Origin of the sequence: Enterobacter cloacae complex sp. 2022EL-00788, from assembly GCF_026627565.1 — a bacterium.
Classification (GTDB): domain Bacteria; phylum Pseudomonadota; class Gammaproteobacteria; order Enterobacterales; family Enterobacteriaceae; genus Enterobacter; species Enterobacter pasteurii.
Map to the genome: position 1 here is coordinate 300,431 of NZ_JAPNMC010000005.1, position 23,699 is coordinate 324,129.

Below are 23,699 nucleotides of genomic sequence, written 5' to 3' on the forward strand. Positions count from 1 at the left end.
AGCCTCCACAACGATTCCTCTGTAGTTCAGTCGGTAGAACGGCGGACTGTTAATCCGTATGTCACTGGTTCGAGTCCAGTCAGAGGAGCCAAATTTAAAAAGCCTGCTTTCGAGCAGGCTTTTTGCTTTTCTGCGTTCGCTAAAACTGTCGGAAGCAACCAGGCCTTACCCGACCACGGAACCGCAGGCCCGGCAGGCGAAGCCGCCACCGGGCAGTAAATTGCGCGATTACTCGGCCTTAGCGTCGACGTTTTTAATTTCGCCCATCACCTTCAGCTTCTTGGAGATGTCGCGACGCTCTTTGGACAGCTCGGCGTTTTTAATGATGTAGTCATCAACGCGATCTTCATAGTCGCTCTTCATGCTGGCAATGATGCCCTGAATAGCTTCAACGCTCATGCCCGGCTTGATGTAGTCGCTCAGGTTGTCCAGCAGCAGGACACGTTTCTGGTTGTCACGGATCTTCTTCTCAACGTCCTGGATTTCGCGCTGCAGTTTGTTTTTGCGGCGGAACAGGCGGACGAACTCCAGAACATCCTGGAACGAAGGCTTAGTAGTTTCCATTTTTACACCCCTGATAATGTGAGATTCGGATTCGTTAAGGCAACCGTTTTAACAGACAGCGGCTGCGAATGACAATGAGTATATCGTTTAAAACCATCATAACCCTAATTGTTGCTGAATCGAAGCAGCAGGCGTCACATACGCTTTTTATTTGCGCAGTGCCCGGCAGATCAGCTGCGATAACAGCTCCAGCTGCCGCGCCAGCTCCATGCTCAGCCAGACGTAGCCATGGATGGGCGTTTCCGCCACGCTGTCGACATGCCGTTCATTCATCAGCTGTTTCAGCTCGGCGACGATTTCATTCAGGCGCTCGCTGTTGGCCCGAATCGGCTGGGGGTTTCCTTCGTAGAGCGCGTGGGCAATGGTCAGCAGGGTTTGCTGCGTCATCTGCTGCGTCTCTTTCAGCGTATGCGCGTTGAGCATCAGGAAGTGGCTGGGACGGGAAGCCCAGTGGGCATTGATTTGCAGCTCAAGCATGCAGACCAGATTGCGGCTGACCGTCTGAATGGCCTCAAAAATGGCTTTTTGAATGTGCGTTTCTTTGCTTGCCGGGGTAATCAGCCCGCGCATTTTGACCACATCATTGAGGATTTTTTGCAGGTGCTTTTCCAGCCGCGGGCGTTCGATCAGGTTTGGAGAAAAACCGGCCTGGTAGACGCGGTTAAACGCGGTAACGTAGCTGGCCATCTGAATGCGCCAGTGCAGGAAAGCGCGCTGCGGCCAGATGCCGGTAAACAGCATGGCGAGCAGCGAGCCGAGAATAACGTCCCCGCTTCGCCATAGTGCGGTAGTCATGTCCCCAGCCGGGGCGCCGACCACGACCGCGAGCGTAATGCCAATCAGCAGGGCCTGGTACGGCCTCTTGCCCAGCGCCAGCCAACCGCAAAGAAACATCGCCACCGCGCACCACAGCAGCATGACCGGGAAGGAAATCAGCTCCAGCTTGAGGGCGATAAGCCCAAGCGCAGAGCCTAAAACGGTGCCGCCAATACGCTCGAATGCACGCGGGACAACGTTACCCCAAAAGGAGATGGGCCCCATCACCACCACCAGCGTGATCAGCGGCCACGTTCCTTCCGGAATATCCAGCAAACGAACCAGAACGAAGGTCAGAACAAACGCAAGCGCAATGCGGCAACCGTGCACCACGCGATAATGTTTGTATAACCGAATTTCAAAAGGCGTTAATGATTTGTCGGGGCGCACACCCGTCTCCAGCTTCACGGCAAACCACAATTGTACTGTGTTTTCAGCCGGATTGTTTACACCCGGCTGAAAAACCCTGCATTTTGCAGGCTTAACCCACCTTATGCTCTACCGGAACAAACATCTCAATGTCCCAGTAGCCGTCGGCATTGCCATCGTTCAGATAGCGTTCGAAACAGGGCTTTGGCGCAATCTGGAATTTGCTGTCCTCCAGCAGGGAGTTGAAGAACTGATACCACGGGGTGGCGAAGTCATCGTTTTCCACGCGCGCGGTGGCGATGGCATAATCACCGGCAGCAATCTCGGTCATCATTACCCCTTCGCTGTTCTCAGGAATGGTGAAATCGTCCGCTACCGTTACGGCGGTATCGCAGCGGAGTTTTTCTGCCGGCACTTGATCCGGATTATCGTAATAAACGGCCACCCACTCCTGCGGCTGGATATGACGGCCGTCTACCCACATGACCAGCTGTTCAAATCCCTGCTTGACCGTTTTCTCCCACGGCCCTACGAGATGAAAGCCTGCGATCGTACGTTTCTGCTGCTGCCTGATGCTGTAGTCCATGCTGCCTCCGTTTATTACTGTGTATTTATACACTATAAAGCAGAGTAAATATTATCGGCAAACGAGAAGTGTTAATTATGCGAGCAGACTCGCAACGCTGCCAGTCTGCTCAAAAAGGTCAGAATGTATGGTGGAGATAATCACCAAGGCGGGAGAAAACGCCCCCCTTCTCAATGCCTTCCAGCGTAACCAGCGGCCAGTGCGCCACCACCTTGTCCCGATCGTACAGCTGGATTTCCCCCACCCGCTGATGCGCGGCAATCGGCGCTTCCAGCTCTTTTTTATCCAGCACGTATTTGGCCTTAATGTTCGGTATTTCCGCTTTCGGTAACGACAGCCAGAAGTCCCGATCCGTGCCCAGCGCGATCTGCTCTTTATTACCGTACCAGACGCGCTCGGTGCCTACCTTCTTCCCGTTATGCAGAATCTGCACCGTATCGAAATTCTGCTGTCCCCAGTGCAGCAGCTTGCGCGCCTGATCCTCGCGCCCTTTCGGGCTGTCTGCCCCCATCACAACGGCAATCAGCCGGCGCTGGCCGTCCACCGCAGAAGCAATCAGGTTGAAGCCCGCGCCCGACGTATGCCCGGTCTTCAGGCCGTCGACGTTCATCGTTTTATCCCACAGCAGGCCGTTGCGGTTCTGCTGGGTGATGCCGTTCCAGGTCAGGCTCTTTTCGCTGTACATATGGTAGAACTCGGGTTCACCGTGAATGATGGCCCGGGACAGCACCGCAAGATCGTACGCTGAACTGTGCTGGCCCGGCGCATCCAGGCCATGCACGGTTTCGAAGTGGGTATCGCGCAGGTGCAGCTTTTCCACATAGTCGTTCATCATTTTAACGAACTGCGGCTGACCGCCCGCCACGTGATCGGCCAGCGCCACGCAGGCGTCGTTGCCGGAGTCAACAATCAGGCCGCGGCTGAGATCGCGTACGGAAACCCTGTCGCCCTCCTTGAGAAACATCAGCGATGAGCCGTCAAAGACCGGGTTGCCTTTTGCCCAGGCGTCACGCCCGACCGTCACAATGTCGTCCGGGCTGATGCGGTGGCTGTCAATGGCGCGATCGACAACGTATCCCGTCATCAGCTTGGTCAGACTCGCCGGATTGCGCTGCTGATGTTCGTTGCCCGCCGTTAAGATTTGACCCGTGGTGTAATCCATCAGTACCCAAGATCCTGCCTGGATGGCAGGAGGCTGCGGTGAAAAATCCAGCGGATCGGCAGCCAGCGCGGATGAAATACTCGAAGCGAGTAAAGAAACAGCAATAAACAGACGGCGTTTCAACGGTATATCCTCAGGTCATTAAAAATCGATGACCTTTTTACGGGAGTTCTGATGTCGTTACCTGCCTTAATTGCAAAAAAATGTGACAACGCGCAGATTTTACCGGAACAGATCTCGCAAATTTCTTGCCTGAGCGTGCTTTTTATTCGGACTGCTCACCCCAATCGTTTACCATAGAGACGTCAATTTTTAACAGGATGAGATTACTGGTGTCTGACTCTGCCGCGCGCCCGACTTTTTTGTTCCACGATTACGAAACCTTTGGCACCCATCCGGCGCTGGACCGACCGGCGCAGTTTGCGGCTATCCGTACCGATGACGAATTTAATATCATCGGCGAGCCCGAGGTGTTTTACTGCAGGCCCGCCGATGACTACCTGCCGCAGCCTGGCGCGGTGATGGTGACAGGCATTACGCCCCAGGAAGCGCGGGAGAAAGGCGTCAGCGAAGCGGAATTTGCCCGCCGTATTCACGATCTGTTTACCGTGCCCCATACCTGCGTGGTGGGCTACAACAACATCCGTTTCGACGATGAAGTGACGCGCAATATCTTCTACCGCAACTTCTACGATCCCTATGCCTGGAGCTGGCAGAACCGCAATTCGCGCTGGGATTTACTGGATATCATGCGCGCCTGCTATGCGCTGCGCCCGGAGGGGATTACCTGGCCGGAAAATGACGACGGCCTGCCGAGCTTCAGGCTGGAGCACCTGACGAAGGCCAACGGCATCGAGCACAGCAACGCCCACGACGCGATGGCGGACGTCTACGCGACCATCGCCATGGCGAAGCTGGTTAAAACCGCGCAGCCGCGCCTGTTTGAATATCTGCTGAGCCATCGCAGCAAGCAGAAGCTGATGACGCTGATTGACGTACCGCAGATGAAGCCGTTGGTGCATATTTCGGGGATGTTCGGCGCGTGGCGCGGAAATACGAGCTGGGTGGCGCCGCTCGCCTGGCATCCGGACAACCGTAACGCCGTTATCATGGTGGATCTCGCCGGGGATATTTCGCCGCTGCTTGATCTCGACAGCGACACCTTACGCGAGCGGCTGTATATGCCGAAAGAGGCGCTGGGTGACCTGCCCGCTGTGCCGGTTAAGCTGGTGCATATCAATAAATGCCCTGTACTGGCGCAGGCCAATACGCTGCGCCCGGAAGACGCCGACCGGCTGGGGATTAACCGCCAGCACTGCCTCGATAACCTGAAGGTGCTGCGCGACAACCCGCAGGTGCGCGAGAAAGTCGTCGCCATTTTTGCTGAAGCGGAGCCGTTTGTGCCGTCAGAAAACGTGGATGCACAGCTGTACAACGGCTTCTTTAGCGACGCCGATCGGGCGGCGATGAATATCGTGCTGCAAACCGACCCGCGTAACCTGCCCGCGCTGGATATCACCTTTGCGGATAAGCGTATCGAGAAGCTGATGTTTAACTATCGGGCACGTAACTACCCCGGCACGCTGGATGAAGCAGAGCAGGAGCGCTGGTTACAGCATCGTCGTAACGTCTTTACGCCCGAGTACCTGCACAGCTATGCCCAGGAGCTGGAGATGCTGTACGGCCAGTATGAAGGTAATGCCGAGAAGCAGGCGTTGCTGAAAGCGCTGTACCAGTATGCTCAGGAGATTGTCTGAACCGCAGATATAAAAAAGCCGGAGGCGATGTCTCCGGCTTTTTTTAACGCGTTAAAACTTACGCTACGTCTTCGTACTGAGGAACCGGGTTGCGGAAGCTCTTCGTTACGCAGGCCAGGTAAACCAGACCGATACCGCCCCAGATCAGACCCAGAACCATTGAGCTCTCTTCCAGGTTAATCCACAGCGCGCCCACCGTCAGCGCACCGCACACCGGCAGCACCAGGTAGTTGATGTGATCCTTCAGCGTCTTGTTGCGCTTCTCACGGATCCAGAACTGCGAAATCACGGAGAGGTTAACGAAGGTGAACGCGACCAGCGCACCGAAGTTGATAAGCGCAGTTGCTGTAACCAGGTCGAACTTAATCGCCAGCAGCGCAATTGCGCCAACCAGCAGCACGTTCCACGCCGGGGTACGCCATTTTGGATGCACGTAACCGAAGAAGCGGGTTGGGAACACACCGTCACGGCCCATCACGTACATCAGACGCGATACGCCCGCATGAGCCGCCATACCGGAAGCCAGTACGGTTACGCTGGAGAAGATCAGCACGCCCCACTGGAAGGTTTTACCCGCCACGTACAGCATGATTTCAGGCTGTGATGCATCCGGATCTTTAAAGCGAGAGATGTCCGGGAAGTACAGCTGCAGGAAGTATGACGCGCCGATGAAGATCAGGCCGCCAATCAGCGCTGTCAGGAAAATCGCTTTCGGGATCACGCGCTCGGCGTCTTTGGTCTCTTCAGACAGAGAAGAGATACCGTCGAAGCCCAGGAACGAGAAGCACAGGATAGTCGCACCGGTGATCATCGGCACCACGTGCGCGCCTTCAGACCAGAACGGACGGGTGCTGGTCAGCGTACCTGCGCCTTCACCGTGGGAAACGCCGTAGATAATCAGCCCAACGATAACCGCCACAATACCCATCTGAAGAATAACGATCAGGGTATTGAAGTTAGCCACGGTCTTGATGCTGCGCAGGTTAGAGATGGTCATGAAGGCCACCAGCGCCACAACAAAGATCCACGACGGCACGGAAGGCACCAGCGCTTCAAAGTAAATTTTTGCCAGCAGAATGTTGATCATCGGCATGAACAGGTAGTCCAGCAGGGATGACCAGCCCACCATAAAGCCAACCGCCGGGCTAATGGATTTCTGAGCATAGGTGTACGCAGAGCCTGCGGACGGGAAACGGCGAACCAGTTTACCGTAGCTCAGCGCTGTAAAGAGAATGGCGACCAGCGCAAAGGCGTACGCCGTTGCAACGTGACCGTCAGTAAGGCCTGATACGATACCGAATGTATCGAACAGCGTCATCGGTTGCATATAGGCCAGGCCCATCATGACAACCGGAATCAACGTAAGCGTTTTACGTAATTCCACGCGAGAGGTGTTTGGAGTTGCGTTATGCGACATAGTTATTCTCCTTTACGGTGATAACCGCCACGTAAGCGAAAAATTGCCCCATTTCTTTCTTCCTCAGCGACAACAACTGTCGGATTTTAGTAAATATCTATCCGGTACGAAGCCCGGCCTCTTGGTTTTTAGTTTCGTTTCGTACATGCAAAAAAAAATAACCGACGCCTTTTATATCGTCGATTATTCATTTGTTTGCAGCGGCGGCATTTTGCCCTATTCCAGATACAAAACGCAATACATTGAGAAACAAGCCCATAAATTAATTTTTCTAACTGGTTGATTTCCCATCAGCTGCCTGAGTGTAAACGGCGGCGATAGCACTATTTGCTAAAATTTCGTCTCGCCACCAGGCGCTGGCAAGCCCTGCGGTTTGTTCATTCCAGCCTACCCAAACCGAGTCGTTACTGCGCTGCGCTAAAACCTGTTTTTCCACCAGCGCCCCGCTTTCAATAAACCGCTGCGCTAAATAGCGGGGAAGATAACCGCACCCCAGGCCGCTAATTTGCAGTTCGAGCTTGGTTTTAAAATCAAAAACGGTGATGGCCTCCTGCTCGTCTAGTAATTGCGATGATATGCCGCACTCCGGACGCGCGCTGTCGCCTACCACAATGGCGCGATGGTTTTTAATCACGCGTCGGGTGACGGGCTCTGGTTCATTTGCCAGCGGGTGATGAGGTGCTACGGCGAAAATCTGCTCCAGAACGCCCAGGCGGGCATAGCCAAATTCACTCAGCTGGGGTGGTTCATGCAGCGCCCCAACGATGATATCCGCCCTGCCCTGCGTTAAGGCGTCCCACGAGCCGCCCAGCACGCCGTTGATAAAAATCAGCCGCGTGACGCTGTGGCGCTGATAAAACGCCTCGATGAGCGGCGTAAGCAGCGAAAAAGGGAACGTGTCATCTACCCCAATGACCAGCTCATTTTCCCAGCCCTGGTGGAGCTTAACGGCCTGTTTTTCCAGCTCGCGCACCGAATGCAGCACGTCGCGCCCCTTTTCCAGCAGCATCTGCCCTGTGCGGGTAAAGCGCGCGCGATGACCGGTGCGGTCAAGAATTTGAATGTTAAGATCGCTCTCAAGCTTTTGCACGGCATAGCTCAGGGCCGAAGGCGTTTTGTAGAGCTTTGCCGAAGCGGCGGCAAAGCTCCCCTCTTTTTCCAGCGCATCCAGAATAACGAGAACATCCAGCAGCGGTTTCATCTTCGCCCCCTTGCGGTGTGCGATTGTCTCCGCCGGTGCAGTTATTCCATCGGCATAACCAGCGGATCGGGATACTGATACTCAAACCCCAGCTCATGGCAAATGCGATTGCCATCAATAATTTTGCCTTTGCGATCGCCCTGCGCATCGCTGAATACCGGCGGAGCCAGGCCAAGCTGGCGCGCCATCAGCGGATAAAAGGTACTGCGCGGCGGATGCGAAGGCGCACATATATTATAGATGTGCCCCCCTTTTGGAGCCTGTAAAAGCAGCTCTATCGCGCTGACAACGTCCGCCAGATGCACCAGATTGACGCCGTGCTGGCCGTCCGGCGCCGATTTCCCGGCAAAGAAACGTCCCGGATGACGCCCTGGCCCCACCAGCCCGGCGAGGCGTAAAATATCCACCTGCGTGCCGGGCAGGTTATGCAGCCAGTCCTCCAGCTCTTTCAGTACCCGGCCGCTGGCGGTCACCGGACGGCGCTCGGTGCTCTCCTTCGCCGTGCCGTCGATGTCGCCATAAACCGACGTGGAGCTGGTAAAGATGATGCGCGGAATATGGTGCGCCAGCGCGCTGTCCACAATCTCCTGTACGGCCTGCAGGTAAAACGTCTCTCCCGGCCCGCTGCGCCGCGCCGGCAAGGTAATCACCAGCGCGTCCACATTCATCAGCTCATCCAGCTCGTCCGTATCGCAAATTAACTCAGGTTCGAGACGCAGCTCGACGCCCTCAATGCCGCACATGCGCGCCGCTTCAACCCCGTCCCGCGTGGTCTTACTCCCCGTCACCTGCCAGCCTTTCGCGGCTAATGACATCGCCAGCGGCATTCCTAACCACCCTAAACCGACAATCGCGACCTTTTTCATGTACATTCTCCGCTTAACTCCGCCTTTTATAAGGCTACGCCAGCCTGATGGAACGCACAATTCATAGCATCAATATGAAATGAATTAATGATCAAAAAAAGCCCTTGCTTTCTGGCGTACAACTGGTTTAGGTTAAAAGACATCAAATGCATAAGCATTCAACGAGAATTTATATGACACGCGTTCCATTTAAAAACCACCACCATCACCATCATCCTGACTAGTCTTTCAGGCGATGTGTGCTGGAAGACGTTTGGATCTTCCAGTGGTGCATGAACGCATGAAAAAGCCCCCGGAAGATCACCTTCCGGGGGCTTTTTTTTGGACCGCATTCAGACAGGTTATTACAGGTTAACGAGGAACACAGAATGTTAGATAACGCACGTTTACGCATAGCTATTCAAAAATCAGGCCGTTTAAGCGACGATTCACGCGAACTGCTGGCCCGCTGCGGGATTAAAATTAACCTGCACACCCAGCGCCTGATCGCCCTTGCTGAAAATATGCCGATCGATATTCTGCGCGTGCGTGATGACGATATTCCTGGCCTGGTGATGGACGGCGTCGTTGACCTCGGCATCATCGGCGAAAACGTGCTGGAAGAAGAGCTGCTCACCCGCCGCGCTCAGGGTGAAGATCCGCGCTACTTTACCCTGCGCCGTCTGGACTTCGGCGGGTGCCGCCTGTCGCTGGCGACGCCGGTTGATGAAGCGTGGGACGGCCCGGCCGCGCTTAACGGTAAACGTATCGCCACCTCTTACCCTCACCTGCTGAAGCGTTACCTCGACCAAAAAGGCGTGCAGTTCAAATCCTGCCTGCTGAATGGCTCCGTGGAAGTGGCCCCGCGTGCGGGCCTGGCCGATGCCATCTGTGACCTCGTCTCCACCGGCGCCACGCTGGAAGCGAACGGCCTGCGCGAAGTGGAGGTTATCTACCGCTCCAAAGCGTGCCTTATCCAGCGCGACGGCGACATGGCCGACGCCAAACAGCAGCTCATCGACAAACTGCTGACCCGCATTCAGGGCGTGATTCAGGCGCGTGAATCCAAATACATCATGATGCACGCTCCAACCGAACGTCTGGATGAGGTAATTGCCCTGCTGCCGGGCGCCGAGCGCCCAACCATCCTGCCGCTGGCGGGCGACCAGCAGCGCGTGGCGATGCACATGGTCAGCAGCGAAACCCTGTTCTGGGAAACCATGGAAAAACTGAAGGCGCTGGGGGCAAGCTCTATTCTGGTGCTGCCAATTGAGAAGATGATGGAGTAACGGCCATGCGTTTTAACACAATCATCGACTGGAATACGTGCAGCGACGCGCAGCAGCGCGAGCTGCTGATGCGTCCGGCCATTTCCGCCTCTGAGAGCATCACCCGCACCGTGGGGGAGATCCTCGACAACGTCAAAGCCCGCGGGGACGATGCCCTGCGCGAGTACAGCGCAACGTTTGATAAAACCGAGGTTAACGAGTTACGGGTTACCGCCCAGGAGATCGCCGAGGCGGAAAGCCGCCTTGGGGACGAGATCAAACAGGCGATGGCCGTCGCGGTAAAAAATATTGATACCTTCCACACCGCGCAGGTACTGCAGGCCGTGGACGTGGAAACCCTGCCCGGCGTGCGCTGCCAGCAGGTGACGCGCCCGGTGGCCTCCGTCGGCCTCTATATTCCCGGCGGCTCTGCTCCGCTGTTTTCGACCGTACTGATGCTGGCAACCCCGGCACGCATTGCCGGCTGCCAGAAAGTGGTGCTGTGCTCTCCGCCACCGATTGCCGATGAGATCCTCTATGCGGCAAAACTCTGCGGCGTGCAGGCGGTATATAAGGTGGGCGGAGCGCAGGCGATTTCCGCCATGGCGTTCGGAACGGAGTCTGTTCCCAAGGTCGACAAAATTTTTGGCCCGGGCAACGCGTACGTTACCGAAGCGAAGCGCCAGGTCAGCCAGCGTCTGGATGGCGCCGCGATTGATATGCCTGCCGGGCCGTCTGAAGTGCTGGTGATCGCCGACAGCGGCGCCACGCCAGACTTCGTGGCCTCTGACCTGCTCTCGCAGGCCGAGCACGGCCCAGATTCACAGGTGATTTTACTGACGCCAGATGCCGATATGGCAAAACGCGTGGGCGAGGCCGTTGAGCGCCAGCTTGCCGACCTGCCGCGCGCGGAAACGGCGCGTCAGGCGCTATCGGCCAGCCGACTGATTGTGGCTCGCGATCTCGACCAGTGTATTGCCATCTCCAACCAGTACGGCCCGGAACACCTGATTATTCAGACCCGCAACGCGCGCGAGCTGGTTGACGGCATTTCCAGCGCGGGCTCGGTGTTCCTCGGCGACTGGTCTCCGGAGTCCGCCGGGGATTACGCCTCCGGCACCAATCACGTGCTGCCGACGTACGGCTATACCTCAACCTGCTCAAGCCTGGGGCTGGCAGATTTCCAGAAGCGCATGACCGTGCAGGAACTCTCCCGCGAGGGGTTTGCCTCGCTCGCGTCGACCATTGAAACCCTGGCCGCCGCCGAGCGCCTGACCGCCCACAAAAATGCCGTGACGCTGCGCGTTGCCGCCCTGAAGGAGCAAGCATGAGCATTGAAGAATTAGCCCGCGAAAATGTCCGCCGCCTGACGCCCTATCAGTCCGCGCGCCGTCTGGGCGGAAACGGCGACGTCTGGCTGAACGCTAACGAGTATCCAACGGCGGTGGCCTTCGAGCTGTCGCAGCAGACGCTGAACCGCTACCCGGAGTGCCAGCCGAAAGCGGTGATCGAAAACTACGCGCAGTACGCGGGCGTGAAGCCTGAGCAGGTGCTGGTCAGCCGCGGGGCGGACGAAGGCATTGAGCTGCTGATCCGCGCCTTCTGCGAGCCGGGTAAAGACGCGGTGATGTACTGCCAGCCCACCTACGGGATGTACAGCGTCAGCGCCGAAACCTTCGGCGTGGCCTGCCGCAACGTGCAGGCGCTGGAAAACTGGCAGCTCGACCTGCAGGGAATCGCCGATAACCTCGACGGCGTGAAGGTGGTGTTTGTCTGTAGCCCAAACAACCCGACCGGACAGATTATTGATCCGCAGGACGTTCGCGCCCTGCTGGAGATGACCCGCGGCAAAGCGCTGGTGGTGGCTGACGAAGCCTACATTGAGTTTTGTCCGCAGGCGACGCTGGCGGGCTGGCTTGAAGAATATCCGCATCTCGTCGTGCTGCGCACCCTGTCAAAAGCCTTTGCCCTCGCCGGCCTCCGCTGCGGGTTTACGCTGGCAAATAAGGCGGTTATCGACCTGCTGCTGAAAGTGATCGCCCCTTACCCGCTTTCAACGCCGGTTGCCGACATCGCGGCACATGCGCTGGCCCCGCAGGGGATTAAAGCGATGCGCGAGCGCGTGGCGCAGATCCTTGAGGAGCGCCAGTATCTGGTCGACGCCCTGAAGGCTATTCCGTGCGTGGAGCAGGTGTTCGATTCTGAAACCAACTACATCCTGGCGCGCTTCACCGCCTCCAGCGCGATATTTAAATCGCTGTGGGATCAGGGCATTATCTTACGAGACCAGAATACACAACCTTCCCTGAGCGGGTGCCTGCGTATTACCGTCGGCACCCGTGCAGAGAGCCAGCGCGTGATTGACGCCCTGAAAGCGGAGAAAGTATGAGCCAGAAAACCCTCTTTATCGATCGTGACGGCACCCTCATATCGGAGCCACCCAGCGATTTTCAGGTCGACCGTTTCGACAAGCTGGCGTTTGAACCCGACGTGATCCCGGTGCTGCTGAAGCTTCAGAAAGCGGGCTATAGGCTGGTGATGATCACCAACCAGGACGGCCTTGGTACCGCCAGCTTCCCGCAGGCGGACTTCGACGGCCCGCACAACCTGATGATGCAGGTGCTGACCTCGCAGGGCGTGGTGTTTGAAGAGGTGCTGATCTGCCCGCACATGCCTGCCGACGAGTGCGACTGCCGTAAGCCAAAAGTGAAGCTCGTCGAGCGCTATCTGGCGGAAGAAGCGCTTGATAAAGCGAACAGCTACGTCATCGGCGATCGCGTCACGGATATCACCCTGGCGGAAAACATGGGCATCGCGGGCCTGCGCTACAGCCGTGACGCGCTTAACTGGACGATGATTGGCGAACAGCTGACCAGACGCGACCGCTATTCGCACGTTGAGCGTAACACCAAAGAGACGCAGATCGACGTTAAGGTCTGGCTCGATCGCGAAGGCGGCAGCAAGATCCACACCGGCGTCGGCTTCTTCGACCATATGCTGGACCAGATCGCGACCCACGGCGGCTTCCGGATGGAAATCACCGTTAAGGGCGATCTCTACATTGACGATCACCACACCGTGGAAGACACGGGACTGGCGCTGGGCGAAGCCCTGAAGCTGGCGCTGGGCGACAAGCGCGGCATCAACCGTTTTGGCTTTGTCCTGCCGATGGACGAATGCCTGGCGCGCTGCGCGATGGATATTTCCGGTCGTCCACACCTGGAATACAAAGCCGACTTCACCTACCAGCGCGTGGGCGATCTCAGCACCGAGATGGTGGAGCACTTCTTCCGCTCGCTGACTTACACGATGGGCCTGACGCTGCACCTGAAAACCAAAGGTAAAAACGATCACCACCGCGTGGAGAGCCTGTTCAAAGCCTTTGGCCGTACCCTGCGCCAGGCGATCCGCGTTGACGGTGACGCCCTTCCCTCGTCGAAAGGAGTGCTGTAATGAACGTGGTGATTCTGGATACCGGCTGCGCCAACCTGAACTCCGTGCGCTCGGCAATTATGCGCCACGGCTATGAGCCGGCGGTGAGCCGCGACCCGGACGTGGTGCTGCGCGCGGATAAGCTCTTTCTACCGGGCGTAGGCACCGCCCAGGCGGCGATGGATCAGATCCACGAGCGCGAGCTGGTTGAACTCATCAAAGCCTGTACCCAGCCGGTGCTGGGCATTTGCCTGGGCATGCAGCTGCTCGGCCGCCGCAGCGACGAGAGTAACGGCGTTGACCTGCTGGGAATTATTGAAGAAGACGTGCCAAAAATGGCCGACCACGGCCTGCCGCTGCCGCACATGGGCTGGAATCGCGTCTATCCGAAGGCGGGCAACAGGCTGTTCCAGGGTATCGAAGACGGCGCGTACTTCTACTTCGTCCACAGCTACGCGATGCCCGTCAATACGTACACCATTGCCCAGTGCAGTTACGGCGAGGCGTTCACCGCCGCGGTGCAGAAAGATAATTTTTACGGCGTGCAGTTCCACCCGGAACGCTCCGGCGCCGCCGGCGCACAGCTGCTGAAAAACTTCCTGGAGATGTGATGATTATTCCCGCTTTAGATTTAATTGACGGCACAGTGGTTCGCCTCCATCAGGGCGACTACGGCCAGCAGCGCGACTACGGCAACGACCCGCTGCCGCGTCTCCAGGCGTATGCGGCACAGGGGGCTGAGGTGCTGCACCTGGTCGATTTAACCGGCGCGAAAGATCCGGCGAAACGCCAGATCCCTCTGCTCAAAAAGCTGGTAGCTGGCGTGGACGTTCCCGTGCAGGTTGGCGGCGGCGTGCGTACGGAAGACGACGTTGCGGCACTGCTGGACGCTGGCGTGGCGCGGGTGGTGGTCGGTTCGACCGCCGTAAAAGATCCTGAGACGGTCAAGGGCTGGTTCCGCCGCTTCGGCGCGGATGCGCTGGTGCTGGCGCTGGACGTGCGCATCGACGAGCAGGGTAACAAGCAGGTCGCGGTCAGCGGCTGGCAGGAGAACTCTGGCGTTACCCTGGAAGCGCTGGTCGATATTTATCTTCCCGTTGGCCTGAAGCACGTGCTGTGCACGGATATCTCCCGCGACGGCACGCTGGCAGGCTCTAACGTTTCGCTGTACGAAGAGGTCTGCGCGCGTTATCCGCAGGTGGCATTCCAGTCTTCTGGGGGTATCGGTGATATTGGCGACGTGGCCGCGCTTCGCGGGACCGGCGTGAAGGGTGTGATTGTGGGTCGGGCCCTGCTGGAAGGAAAATTTACTGTAACGGAGGCGATTCAATGCTGGCAAAACGGATAATTCCCTGCCTGGACGTGCGCGACGGTCAGGTGGTTAAGGGCGTGCAGTTCCGCAACCACGAAATCATTGGCGACATCGTTCCGCTGGCTAAACGCTATGCCGACGAAGGCGCAGACGAGCTGGTATTTTATGATATCACCGCCTCCAGCGACGGCCGCGTGGTGGATAAAAGCTGGGTAGCGCGCGTGGCGGAGGTGATCGATATCCCCTTCTGCGTGGCGGGCGGGATCAAATCCGCTGACGACGCGGCCAAAATTCTCTCTTTCGGTGCGGACAAAATTTCCATCAACTCCCCTGCGCTGGCAGACCCCGAGCTGATCACCCGTCTGGCCGATCGCTTTGGCGTGCAGTGTATTGTAGTAGGTATCGACACCTGGCATGACGCCGCAACGGGCAAGTATCACGTCAACCAGTACACCGGCGATGAAAGCCGCACGCGCGTGACGCAGTGGGAGACGCTGGACTGGGTGCAGGAAGTGCAGAAACGCGGCGCGGGTGAGATCGTGCTGAACATGATGAACCAGGACGGGGTGCGTAACGGTTACGACCTCGAGCAGCTGAAAAAAGTGCGCGCCGTGTGCCGGGTTCCGCTGATTGCCTCCGGCGGCGCGGGCACCATGGAACACTTCCTGGAAGCCTTCCGCGATGCAAACGTGGACGGCGCGCTGGCCGCGTCCGTGTTCCACAAGCAGATTATCAATATTGGTGAGTTAAAAACGTACCTGGCCGACCAGGGCGTGGAGATCAGGGTATGTTAACAGAGCAACAACGGGCGCAGCTGGACTGGGAAAAAACTGACGGATTACTGCCGGTGGTTGTACAACATGCCGTATCAGGCGAAGTGCTGATGCTGGGATATATGAACCAGGAGGCGCTGGAGAAAACGATCGACAGCGGTAAGGTGACGTTTTTCTCGCGTACCAAACAGCGCCTGTGGACCAAAGGTGAAACCTCCGGTCATTTCCTGAACGCGGTAAGCATTACGCCGGATTGCGATAACGACACTCTGCTGGTGCTGGCAAACCCGATTGGGCCAACGTGCCACAAAGGGACCAGCAGCTGCTTTGGCGAGGCGAGCCACCAGTGGCTGTTCCTGTATCAGCTGGAGCAGCTGCTGGCTGAGCGTAAAACGGCAGATCCCGAGAGCTCGTACACCGCGAAGCTGTACGCCAGCGGCACCAAGCGCATTGCGCAGAAGGTGGGTGAGGAAGGCGTTGAGACCGCGCTGGCTGCCACCGTGCATGACCGGGAGGAGCTGACGAACGAAGCGTCGGATTTAATGTATCACCTGCTGGTGCTGCTTCAGGATCAGGAGCTGGATTTAACGGCGGTGATTGAGAATTTACGTAAGAGACACAAATAAAAAAAGACCGGGGAAACCCGGTCTTTTTTTGTCTGCAAATCAGGCTTTCGGCCTGTAGTTTCTCAGCGCGTTGCGGCCAAGAACAACACCAGAACCGATAATTCCACCGAGGAGTACGGCGAGGATCAGGGTGATAGCTTTTTTCGGGCTGTCGCGACGGATCGGGAGATTCGGTTTCATAACGTAACGGTAGACGTGTACGGTGTCCGGGTTAACGTCAAGGTTCTGAATATCCAGCAAGTTTTGCTTGGTCTGGTAGTAGGCACCTGAGAAAACGAGCGGACGGGATGCCTCGTTATCAATCATTGACTTCAGCGCTACCGTGCCCAGCAGGAACATGGTTTCCTGAGTAACGTCCTGAGTTTGCTGGAGCTGCGGAGTGCTAATTTTCGCGGCTTCCGCGTTTTTATACGCCTCAGTAATCTGCTTAATACGTAGATCTTTTTGCTCCTGAGCCACTTTCTCCTGGTTCTGAAGGGAGTCGTTCAGGGTAGTGATCTGCTGCTTAAGGTTATCCTTCAGGTCAAGAGTCAGTTCTTTGGCCGTCTGCTCGTCGACTTGTTGAATATACTGCGCCAGTTGCTTTTGTGCCGCTTCTGCCGATTCGGCCTGGTAGCTGACGGTTAATGGCAGCGCCTGCCCTTTGACGGTAGGCTCGATGGACAGTTTTTCAGGTGCATCCTGATTTTCAAGTGCCTGCGCTAAGGCAGAAAAAGAAGAATTGAAGCGGCCAATAGCGCGAACTTGAATATCCTGCATTGAGGGTGCGGCACTACCATAGAGAATATTCAATGCATTCGCGTAGGTTGCAATTTGCGCTGCGTCAGGCTGAGCGATAATCGCCGACGAGGTCCATTTTTCTTTTGCAATGGTGATATAAATGCCAGCAAGAACGATAAAAACAGCAATAAACGCACCAATTACCCACTTGCCGCGCCACAGCTGTAGTACTAAATCCAGTAAATCAATTTGCTCCGGGTCATTGCTGCGAGTGACCAGGCTATTGTTGTTTTGCGTCATACAATCCCTAACAGATCAAAAAAGGGCAAAAAGAAACATGTCTACCTAGTGTATCTGTTGCTACGGATTTTTCTATAAGAATCCGATGAGTTATATCGGAAAGATGGGTTATGTATGTGAACAACAACGCGCTATCATAGCCGGAATTTGATGTCTTGTGGCATCAACAAGAACACTTTTTTAATGAGGGAAGCTATGAAATTTCTGGTTACGGGCGCGGCGGGGTTTATCGGTTCTCACGTAGGCAAGCGCTTGCTTGATGCGGGTCATGAGGTCGTTGGCATTGATAACCTCAATGATTATTACGACGTCAATCTTAAGCTGGCACGCCTGGAATTACTTAAATCCGAGCGTTTCACTTTCCTCAAGCTGGATTTAGCGGACCGCGATGGCATGGCTGCGCTGTTTGCTGATGAGAAATTTGACCGCGTCATTCATCTTGCCGCACAGGCGGGCGTCCGTTATTCTCTGGAAAACCCCCACGCCTATGCCGATGCCAACCTTATAGGGCATCTTAACGTGCTTGAAGGCTGTCGCCACAATAAGGTTCAGCATCTTCTGTATGCATCATCCAGCTCCGTTTACGGCCTTAACCGTAAGATGCCGTTTTCCACTGACGATTCCGTGGACCATCCGGTATCCCTGTATGCGGCAACCAAAAAAGCTAACGAGCTGATGTCGCATACCTATTCGCATCTGTACAACCTGCCGACCACTGGCCTGCGCTTCTTTACCGTGTATGGCCCGTGGGGACGTCCGGATATGGCGCTGTTCAAATTCACCAAAGCAATGATTGAAGGTAACAGCATCGACGTATACAACTACGGCAAGATGAAACGTGACTTCACCTATATTGATGATATTGCCGAGGCGATTATTCGCCTGCAGGACGTCATTCCCGAAGCCAATGCCGACTGGACGGTCGAAGCCGGTTCGCCGGCAACCAGTTCTGCCCCGTACCGCGTATACAACATCGGCAACAGTTCTCCGGTAGAGCTGATGGACTACATCACAGCGCTGGAAGAGGCTCTGGGCAAAGAAGCGGTAAAAAACATGATGCCAATCCAGCCGGGTGACGTACTGGAGACCAGTGCAGACACCAGGGCGCTGTATGACGTCATTGGGTTTAAACCGCAGACTTCCGTCAAGGAGGGCGTGAAAAACTTCGTCGACTGGTACCGCAATTTCTACAACGTTTAAAAACAGAAAACCCGGCAAGATGCCGGGTTTTTTATGCGCGACAGTTAGCGATCAGTCACTGCCGAACAGGTCACGGGTATAGACTTTATCTTTGACGTCAGCCAGCTCTTCTGCCATGCGGTTAGAGATAATCACGTCCGCTTCTTCCTTAAACGCATCCAGATCGCGAATTACGCGCGAGTGGAAGAACTCGTCTTCCTGCATGGCCGGTTCATAAATAATGACCTGCACGCCTTTTGCCTTAATACGCTTCATGATCCCCTGAATGGAAGAGGCGCGGAAGTTATCCGAACCGCTCTTCATGATCAGTCGATACACGCCCACCACTTTCGGCTGGCGCGCCAGGATGGAATCAGAGATGAAGTCTTTACGCGTACGGTTAGCATCCACAATTGCGGAAATCAGGTTGTTTGGCACCGCCTGATAGTTTGCCAGCAGCTGCTTGGTGTCTTTTGGCAGACAGTAGCCGCCGTAACCGAATGACGGGTTGTTGTAGTGATTACCAATACGCGGGTCGAGGCACACGCCTTCAATGATCTGACGTGTGTTCAGGCCTAAGCTCTCGGCATAGCTGTCCAGCTCGTTGAAGTAAGCCACGCGCATTGCCAGATAGGTGTTAGCGAAGAGCTTAATCGCCTCCGCTTCAGTGGAGTCGGTGAACAGCACCGGAATATCTTGCTTGATGGCGCCTTCCTGCAGCAGCGCCGCAAAACGCTCCGCACGCTCGGAACGCTCACCGATCACAATGCGTGATGGATGCAGGTTATCGTATAACGCCCTGCCCTCGCGCAGAAACTCCGGCGAGAAGAAGACATTATCAATACCCAACTCTTCTTTAATCGATTTGGTGAAGCCCACTGGAATGGTCGATTTGATAACCATCACTGCGTTAGGATTGATCGCTACAACGTCTTTGATAACTGCCTCAACGGTAGAGGTGTTGAAGTAGTTGGTTTTCGGATCGTAGTCGGTTGGTGTGGCGATGATGACGTAATCCGCATCACGATACGCATCTTCTTTGTCGGTAGTAGCACGGAAATTAAGCGATTTATTCGAAAGATAATCCTGAATCTCTTTGTCAAAAATAGGAGACTGCTTCTGGTTCAGCATGTCCACTTTGGCCTGAACGATATCCAGCGCAACCACTTCATGATTCTGGGCAATCAATATACCGTTTGAGAGGCCAACGTAACCAGTTCCGGAGATAGTTATTTTCATTCGCTTATGACTTCTGTGAGTTAATTGTAGAGATGATCGTCAGACCATCGCGAAATAGACTGTTGGGCTTTGTACCTCCAGCCTGACAGAACTGTCAAGGCAAACCAGGACTAATCCCCGCAAGGGGGCCGACATTCAGACAACTTCGAAAAAAAACGTCATTTTTTAACGTAAAAAAACCCGGAGATATCTCCGGGTTATGTTCACCGCAGCTGTATTAACTCAATCCAGCCATTCGGTGTGGAACACACCTTCTTTATCGGTACGCTTATAGGTATGCGCACCGAAGTAGTCACGCTGTGCCTGAATCAGGTTCGCTGGCAGAACGGCAGCACGATAGCTGTCGTAGTACGCCACCGCAGCGGAGAAAGTTGGAACCGGGATACCGTTCTGCACGGCGTACGCAACGACATCACGCAGCGCCTGCTGATATTCGTCTGCAATCTGCTTGAAGTAAGGCGCCAGCAGAAGGTTGGCGATACCCGCATTTTCAGCATAGGCATCGGTGATTTTTTGCAGGAACTGAGCACGAATGATGCAGCCGGCACGGAAGATCTTCGCAATCTCGCCGTAGTTCAGATCCCAGTTGTTTTCGTCTGAAGCTGCACGCAGCTGAGAGAAGCCCTGCGCATAAGAGACGATTTTACCCAGATACAGTGCACGACGTACTTTTTCAACGAACTCAGCTTTGTCACCGGCTGGTTTAGCCTGCGGGCCGGACAGCACTTTGGATGCCGCAACGCGCTGCTCTTTAAGAGAAGAGATATATCGCGCGAATACAGATTCGGTGATCAGGGACAGCGGCTCGCCCAGATCCAGAGAGCTCTGGCTGGTCCATTTACCGGTACCTTTGTTCGCCGCTTCATCCAGAATCACATCGACCAGGTATTTACCCTCTTCATCTTTCTTAGTGAAGATATCTTTGGTGATGTCAATCAGATAGCTGTTCAGCTCGCCTTTGTTCCACTCGGTAAAGGTCTCAGCCAGTTCTTCGTTAGAGAGGTTCAGGCCGCCTTTCAGCAGGGAGTAAGCTTCGGCAATCAGCTGCATATCGCCGTATTCGATGCCGTTGTGAACCATCTTCACATAGTGGCCAGCACCGTCAGGACCGATATAGGTCACGCATGGCTCACCGTCTTCCGCAACGGCTGCGATTTTGGTCAGGATTGGCGCGACCAGTTCGTACGCTTCTTTCTGGCCGCCAGGCATGATAGATGGACCTTTCAAAGCGCCCTCTTCCCCGCCGGACACGCCCGTGCCAATGAAGTTAAAGCCTTCAGCAGACAGTTCACGATTACGACGAATAGTGTCGTGGAAGAAGGTGTTACCACCATCGATGATGATGTCGCCTTTATCCAGATATGGCTTCAGGGAGTCGATGGCAGCATCGGTACCTGCGCCCGCTTTAACCATTAACAGGATACGACGAGGTGTTTCCAGAGACTCAACAAACTCTTTAACCGTATAGAAAGGAACCAGTTTCTTTCCCGGATTCTCAGCGATGACTTCTTCGGTCTTATCACGGGAGCGGTTGAAAACGGAGACGGTATAACCACGGCTTTCGATGTTGAGCGCCAGGTTGCGCCCCATCACTGCCATACCGACAACGCCGATCTGTTGCTTGGACATTACATACTCCTGTCAGGTGACTGATATGAACTCAAATTAATAATCTTTTATTGACTAATACGATTACTTTACATCAGTTTTTGTTAAAACACTATTTCTATTATCGCAATTGTTTACAACATAAGCATTTTTGGTAAAAAATAAATTTGAAAGCCCTAGAGGAATAAAAATCACCCACATATAGTCAAACTTTAGTAAATAAGGATTTGTGGCATTAGCTATCATGAAACTTATAAAACCTGAAAGATAGCAGAACTCAAAACTGTTACGACCAACAAGTTTAACTCGTTTTATTAAAGTGAAAAATAAATACAAAACACCAGATGAATAAATAAAAAAGCCTAGAATTCCAAATTGGAATAGAAAAGCAACATAGGATAATTCATATGCCCATGGCTGGGTATCTGAACGTAAATAGGAAGCTGCTGCACCAGCCCCATTCCCAATCAATGGATGTTCAAAAAAACCAGCCATGAGTGCATCAAATTGGTATTTTCTTTCTAAATTGCTTTCATTGCTGTCGAAGTTAAATATATTAGCCACACGATCTATAAAATAGTCTGGATAGACCATGTAAAAAACATAAATAGCGACACAAGCTAGTAAAGCAGCAATTAGAAGCCTTGAAAAATATTTGTTATTTGACCGTTTATCAGAGGTAAGAAGGACTGATATCATAGGTGCCATGAACATAGTTAATAATAGCGCTCTACGCCCCGACAAGATAGCAATAACGCATAAAATGACAAATAAGACATAATATCTCGCTGGAGTTTTCCTAAAAAAAATTGCGGATATTAAAAAAGGTATCAAAAAAATGAGAGAAGATATATTTGGCACAGTAAACTTAAAATACCCACCTGAATTGTCGATCACGACAGAATCTTTATCATAAATGAGTGTTGCAATGTTATAAATGCCAACATGAATCCAAAGATAATCGATTAAAATAAGTAAAATAATTAAAGATAAAACCCAAGCAGCATAAACAAATAATTTATAGAGCTTTTCATTTAGTTGCTCTCTGTACAAACCAGAGAGGATTCCGAATAAAACCGGGTAAATTATGAGAACTGTTGACATACTAACTGCACCAGGATTACCACGCAGAGCACCGTATAAAACCCATACAGCCCCGACTATAGTAAATAGTACCGTTAATAAAACATTTTGCTTTGCTATGGTTAAAAACCCACCAGTTTTTATAAAATAAAGTAGTAGAATTGAAAGCAATAATGCAAACTTAATGAGCGAGAGTGAAGTTGGCAATATTAAGGAAAGGAATAATAACGCACCACTTAGCTTATAAAGAAAATCATTAAGTGTCAGATTCATAAGTTTATTTATCGGCAGGATTAGCGGTGAATGAATTATAGATTTTCATATGAATTTGAACCACACTCTTAATATCAAATGATTGCTCAGCTAGTTCCCTTCCATTAAAAGCCATCTGATGTCTTAACTCAGGATTATTGAGCAGCAATTTTATTGAATCAGCAAGTGTCAAATGGTCTTTTACATCTACTAAAAGACCTGTCACATCTGGCGTTATAGCATCACGACAGCCGGGGACATCAGTGGTCACAACTGCTCTGCCACATGCTGCGGCTTCAATCAAACTTTTAGGAAGCCCCTCACGATATGAAGGAAGCACAACAATATTTGAATACGACATTACCTGTGGGATGTCTTCTCGGTAGCCCCAGTATTCAATAATACCTTCGTTTTGCCATTGTTCTATTTCAAAGTCTTTAGCTGAATTGGGATTCTCATCTATATTACCAACCAGAACTGCTCTAAATTTGATATTTTCCTTTTTAATCAAACGCACTGCAGCGATGAACTCTCTTATACCTTTATCATAGAGTAACCGTGAAACGAACATCACAACAGGTACATCAGTCGGTTCCGGTTGTACAACATATCTTGTAAGGTCGACACCAGAACCTCTAATTATGACGGCTTGCGATTCACGTATCATCCCATAATGGATAAACAACTGCTTATCATTTTCATTCTGAAAAATAACCTTAGTACGTTCGTTTTTAAGCGAGAAACTATAAAACAATAAAATAATATTTTTAATCAATTTAGCTTTTAAGCTGCTATCTATAAATGCATATCCTAAGCCAGAAATAGAGGCAACGCGTCTATTTACACCTAAAAGTTTACATGCAACCCCACCATAAGCTACAGGTTTGGCTGTAATCATATGCACAACGTCAGGTCTTAATGCTTTGATGATTTTATAAATTTTAAGAAAGGCTTTTATTTCTTTTATAACGGATATTCCAGCGCGTGTTAATGGAATAGGATGAGTAATAATACCTAAATTTTTAAGATATTCCTCAGAACCTGTTAATGCACATGCTAAATGCACCTCATACCCTTTACTAATACATTCCAAAGCAATAGGTAAACGATGTGAAATAAAAAACGAGTCAACGTTTACAACAAAGAGAATTTTTTTCATACATTTAAAAAACCGAGAGGAAATGCTTTAA

Annotated in this window: 24 protein-coding genes, 1 tRNA gene and 1 other annotated feature; of the genes, 12 read left to right on the forward strand and 13 right to left on the reverse strand. The window is 53.3% G+C overall.

From position 1 onward, the window contains the following. The first annotated feature begins 15 nt into the window (after positions 1-15). Positions 16-91: transfer RNA gene (locus OWK27_RS10350), tRNA-Asn, on the forward strand. Between the two features lie 137 nt (positions 92-228). Here the strand turns inward: OWK27_RS10350 and OWK27_RS10355 are convergent. From OWK27_RS10355 to dacD, 4 genes are all read right to left on the reverse strand, one after another. After that, positions 229-564, reverse strand: a complete 336-nt coding sequence (locus tag OWK27_RS10355) for a DUF496 family protein (RefSeq protein WP_148418199.1) — start codon at positions 562-564, stop codon at positions 229-231. 147 nt (positions 565-711) lie between these two features. Beyond that, entirely contained in the window at positions 712-1,770 is a 1,059-nt protein-coding gene (locus OWK27_RS10360) for an FUSC family protein (protein ID WP_242172234.1), read from the reverse strand. A 91-nt stretch (positions 1,771-1,861) separates the two neighbouring features. Next, positions 1,862-2,335, reverse strand: a complete 474-nt coding sequence (gene sbmC, locus OWK27_RS10365) for a DNA gyrase inhibitor SbmC (RefSeq protein WP_148418201.1) — start codon at positions 2,333-2,335, stop codon at positions 1,862-1,864. Between the two features lie 118 nt (positions 2,336-2,453). Next, positions 2,454-3,620 carry a serine-type D-Ala-D-Ala carboxypeptidase DacD gene (gene dacD, locus OWK27_RS10370; RefSeq protein ID WP_252004027.1) on the reverse strand — a complete coding sequence of 389 codons (1,167 nt, stop codon included), beginning with the start codon at positions 3,618-3,620 and terminating at the stop codon, positions 2,454-2,456. A 197-nt stretch (positions 3,621-3,817) separates the two neighbouring features. Here dacD and sbcB point away from each other — a divergent pair, with 197 nt between their 5' ends. Further along, complete coding sequence (gene sbcB / locus OWK27_RS10375) at positions 3,818-5,254, forward strand: exodeoxyribonuclease I (protein ID WP_420712943.1); 1,437 nt, start codon at positions 3,818-3,820, stop codon at positions 5,252-5,254. Positions 5,255-5,312: 58 nt separating this feature from the next. Here sbcB and OWK27_RS10380 read toward each other — a convergent pair whose 3' ends face one another. From OWK27_RS10380 to OWK27_RS10395, 4 genes are all read right to left on the reverse strand, one after another. Further along, positions 5,313-6,671, reverse strand: a complete 1,359-nt coding sequence (locus OWK27_RS10380; protein ID WP_193355836.1) for an APC family permease — start codon at positions 6,669-6,671, stop codon at positions 5,313-5,315. Continuing rightward, positions 6,661-6,723, reverse strand: a complete 63-nt coding sequence (gene yoeI, locus OWK27_RS10385; RefSeq protein ID WP_099458931.1) for a membrane protein YoeI — start codon at positions 6,721-6,723, stop codon at positions 6,661-6,663. Before yoeI ends, OWK27_RS10380 begins: the two co-directional genes overlap by 11 nt. A 219-nt stretch (positions 6,724-6,942) precedes the next feature. Next, positions 6,943-7,872, reverse strand: a complete 930-nt coding sequence (locus OWK27_RS10390) for a LysR substrate-binding domain-containing protein (RefSeq protein WP_267590345.1) — start codon at positions 7,870-7,872, stop codon at positions 6,943-6,945. 41 nt (positions 7,873-7,913) lie between these two features. Further along, positions 7,914-8,738 carry an SDR family oxidoreductase gene (locus tag OWK27_RS10395; RefSeq protein ID WP_148418206.1) on the reverse strand — a complete coding sequence of 275 codons (825 nt, stop codon included), beginning with the start codon at positions 8,736-8,738 and terminating at the stop codon, positions 7,914-7,916. Between the two features lie 173 nt (positions 8,739-8,911). Here OWK27_RS10395 and hisL point away from each other — a divergent pair, with 173 nt between their 5' ends. From hisL to hisIE, 9 genes are all read left to right on the forward strand, one after another. Beyond that, complete coding sequence (gene hisL / locus OWK27_RS10400) at positions 8,912-8,962, forward strand: his operon leader peptide (protein ID WP_099516347.1); 51 nt, start codon at positions 8,912-8,914, stop codon at positions 8,960-8,962. Further along, positions 8,938-9,061: a sequence feature (His leader region), on the forward strand. It overlaps the preceding gene by 25 nt. A 45-nt stretch (positions 9,062-9,106) precedes the next feature. Further along, positions 9,107-10,006, forward strand: coding sequence for an ATP phosphoribosyltransferase (hisG, locus tag OWK27_RS10405; RefSeq protein ID WP_148418207.1), 900 nt, complete (start codon positions 9,107-9,109; stop codon positions 10,004-10,006). A 5-nt stretch (positions 10,007-10,011) separates the two neighbouring features. Next, positions 10,012-11,316: a histidinol dehydrogenase gene (hisD, locus tag OWK27_RS10410; protein WP_267590346.1), complete on the forward strand. Its 1,305-nt coding sequence runs from the start codon at positions 10,012-10,014 to the stop codon at positions 11,314-11,316. Continuing rightward, positions 11,313-12,374, forward strand: a complete 1,062-nt coding sequence (hisC, locus tag OWK27_RS10415) for a histidinol-phosphate transaminase (RefSeq protein ID WP_267590347.1) — start codon at positions 11,313-11,315, stop codon at positions 12,372-12,374. Before hisD ends, hisC begins: the two co-directional genes overlap by 4 nt. Then, positions 12,371-13,438 carry a bifunctional histidinol-phosphatase/imidazoleglycerol-phosphate dehydratase HisB gene (hisB, locus tag OWK27_RS10420; RefSeq protein WP_148418210.1) on the forward strand — a complete coding sequence of 356 codons (1,068 nt, stop codon included), beginning with the start codon at positions 12,371-12,373 and terminating at the stop codon, positions 13,436-13,438. Before hisC ends, hisB begins: the two co-directional genes overlap by 4 nt. Continuing rightward, positions 13,438-14,028, forward strand: a complete 591-nt coding sequence (hisH, locus tag OWK27_RS10425; RefSeq protein WP_252004032.1) for an imidazole glycerol phosphate synthase subunit HisH — start codon at positions 13,438-13,440, stop codon at positions 14,026-14,028. The genes hisB and hisH overlap by 1 nt, the downstream gene beginning before the upstream one ends. Then, positions 14,028-14,765 carry a 1-(5-phosphoribosyl)-5-[(5-phosphoribosylamino)methylideneamino]imidazole-4-carboxamide isomerase gene (hisA, locus tag OWK27_RS10430; protein WP_267590348.1) on the forward strand — a complete coding sequence of 246 codons (738 nt, stop codon included), beginning with the start codon at positions 14,028-14,030 and terminating at the stop codon, positions 14,763-14,765. The genes hisH and hisA overlap by 1 nt, the downstream gene beginning before the upstream one ends. Next, on the forward strand, positions 14,747-15,523 hold the full coding sequence (hisF, locus tag OWK27_RS10435; protein ID WP_148418213.1) for an imidazole glycerol phosphate synthase subunit HisF: 777 nt from the start codon (positions 14,747-14,749) through the stop codon (positions 15,521-15,523). The genes hisA and hisF overlap by 19 nt, the downstream gene beginning before the upstream one ends. Continuing rightward, the gene (hisIE, locus tag OWK27_RS10440; protein WP_267590349.1) at positions 15,517-16,128 is read left to right on the forward strand and encodes a bifunctional phosphoribosyl-AMP cyclohydrolase/phosphoribosyl-ATP diphosphatase HisIE; all 612 of its coding nucleotides are present in this window, start codon (positions 15,517-15,519) and stop codon (positions 16,126-16,128) included. The genes hisF and hisIE overlap by 7 nt, the downstream gene beginning before the upstream one ends. Positions 16,129-16,167: 39 nt before the next feature. Here the strand turns inward: hisIE and wzzB are convergent, their stop codons facing one another. Next, positions 16,168-17,148 (reverse strand): LPS O-antigen chain length determinant protein WzzB, encoded by a 981-nt coding sequence (wzzB, locus tag OWK27_RS10445; RefSeq protein WP_267590350.1) that lies wholly within the window; start codon positions 17,146-17,148, stop codon positions 16,168-16,170. A 195-nt stretch (positions 17,149-17,343) separates the two neighbouring features. On the opposite strand from wzzB, the gene OWK27_RS10450 reads away from it, so the two are divergent. Next, positions 17,344-18,348: an NAD-dependent epimerase gene (locus OWK27_RS10450; RefSeq protein ID WP_267590351.1), complete on the forward strand. Its 1,005-nt coding sequence runs from the start codon at positions 17,344-17,346 to the stop codon at positions 18,346-18,348. A gap of 51 nt (positions 18,349-18,399) precedes the next feature. Here the strand turns inward: OWK27_RS10450 and ugd are convergent, their stop codons facing one another. The 4 genes from ugd to OWK27_RS10470 all read right to left on the reverse strand — a co-directional run bounded on the left by ugd (position 18,400) and on the right by OWK27_RS10470 (position 23,668). Next, positions 18,400-19,566, reverse strand: a complete 1,167-nt coding sequence (ugd, locus tag OWK27_RS10455) for a UDP-glucose 6-dehydrogenase (protein WP_267590352.1) — start codon at positions 19,564-19,566, stop codon at positions 18,400-18,402. Positions 19,567-19,788: 222 nt separating this feature from the next. Then, positions 19,789-21,195 (reverse strand): NADP-dependent phosphogluconate dehydrogenase, encoded by a 1,407-nt coding sequence (gndA, locus tag OWK27_RS10460; RefSeq protein WP_006811221.1) that lies wholly within the window; start codon positions 21,193-21,195, stop codon positions 19,789-19,791. A gap of 63 nt (positions 21,196-21,258) precedes the next feature. After that, on the reverse strand, positions 21,259-22,530 hold the full coding sequence (locus tag OWK27_RS10465; RefSeq protein WP_324291169.1) for an O-antigen ligase family protein: 1,272 nt from the start codon (positions 22,528-22,530) through the stop codon (positions 21,259-21,261). A gap of 4 nt (positions 22,531-22,534) precedes the next feature. Beyond that, positions 22,535-23,668 (reverse strand): glycosyltransferase family 4 protein, encoded by a 1,134-nt coding sequence (locus OWK27_RS10470; RefSeq protein ID WP_267590353.1) that lies wholly within the window; start codon positions 23,666-23,668, stop codon positions 22,535-22,537. Positions 23,669-23,699: the final 31 nt, after the last annotated feature.

What these genes read in the sequence shown, in the direction of transcription:
- OWK27_RS10355 (WP_148418199.1), bottom strand. Translation starts at nt 564, where the DNA reads ATGGAAACTACTAAGCCTTCGTTCCAGGATGTTCTGGAGTTCGTCCGC.
- sbmC (WP_148418201.1), bottom strand. Translation starts at nt 2,335, where the DNA reads ATGGACTACAGCATCAGGCAGCAGCAGAAACGTACGATCGCAGGCTTT.
- sbcB (WP_420712943.1), top strand. Translation starts at nt 3,818, where the DNA reads ATGAGATTACTGGTGTCTGACTCTGCCGCGCGCCCGACTTTTTTGTTC.
- OWK27_RS10380 (WP_193355836.1), bottom strand. Translation starts at nt 6,671, where the DNA reads ATGTCGCATAACGCAACTCCAAACACCTCTCGCGTGGAATTACGTAAA.
- OWK27_RS10390 (WP_267590345.1), bottom strand. Translation starts at nt 7,872, where the DNA reads ATGAAACCGCTGCTGGATGTTCTCGTTATTCTGGATGCGCTGGAAAAA.
- OWK27_RS10395 (WP_148418206.1), bottom strand. Translation starts at nt 8,738, where the DNA reads ATGAAAAAGGTCGCGATTGTCGGTTTAGGGTGGTTAGGAATGCCGCTG.
- hisG (WP_148418207.1), top strand. Translation starts at nt 9,107, where the DNA reads ATGTTAGATAACGCACGTTTACGCATAGCTATTCAAAAATCAGGCCGT.
- hisD (WP_267590346.1), top strand. Translation starts at nt 10,012, where the DNA reads ATGCGTTTTAACACAATCATCGACTGGAATACGTGCAGCGACGCGCAG.
- hisC (WP_267590347.1), top strand. Translation starts at nt 11,313, where the DNA reads ATGAGCATTGAAGAATTAGCCCGCGAAAATGTCCGCCGCCTGACGCCC.
- hisB (WP_148418210.1), top strand. Translation starts at nt 12,371, where the DNA reads ATGAGCCAGAAAACCCTCTTTATCGATCGTGACGGCACCCTCATATCG.
- hisH (WP_252004032.1), top strand. Translation starts at nt 13,438, where the DNA reads ATGAACGTGGTGATTCTGGATACCGGCTGCGCCAACCTGAACTCCGTG.
- hisA (WP_267590348.1), top strand. Translation starts at nt 14,028, where the DNA reads ATGATTATTCCCGCTTTAGATTTAATTGACGGCACAGTGGTTCGCCTC.
- hisF (WP_148418213.1), top strand. Translation starts at nt 14,747, where the DNA reads ATGCTGGCAAAACGGATAATTCCCTGCCTGGACGTGCGCGACGGTCAG.
- hisIE (WP_267590349.1), top strand. Translation starts at nt 15,517, where the DNA reads ATGTTAACAGAGCAACAACGGGCGCAGCTGGACTGGGAAAAAACTGAC.
- wzzB (WP_267590350.1), bottom strand. Translation starts at nt 17,148, where the DNA reads ATGACGCAAAACAACAATAGCCTGGTCACTCGCAGCAATGACCCGGAG.
- OWK27_RS10450 (WP_267590351.1), top strand. Translation starts at nt 17,344, where the DNA reads ATGAAATTTCTGGTTACGGGCGCGGCGGGGTTTATCGGTTCTCACGTA.
- ugd (WP_267590352.1), bottom strand. Translation starts at nt 19,566, where the DNA reads ATGAAAATAACTATCTCCGGAACTGGTTACGTTGGCCTCTCAAACGGT.
- gndA (WP_006811221.1), bottom strand. Translation starts at nt 21,195, where the DNA reads ATGTCCAAGCAACAGATCGGCGTTGTCGGTATGGCAGTGATGGGGCGC.
- OWK27_RS10465 (WP_324291169.1), bottom strand. Translation starts at nt 22,530, where the DNA reads ATGAATCTGACACTTAATGATTTTCTTTATAAGCTAAGTGGTGCGTTA.
- OWK27_RS10470 (WP_267590353.1), bottom strand. Translation starts at nt 23,668, where the DNA reads ATGAAAAAAATTCTCTTTGTTGTAAACGTTGACTCGTTTTTTATTTCA.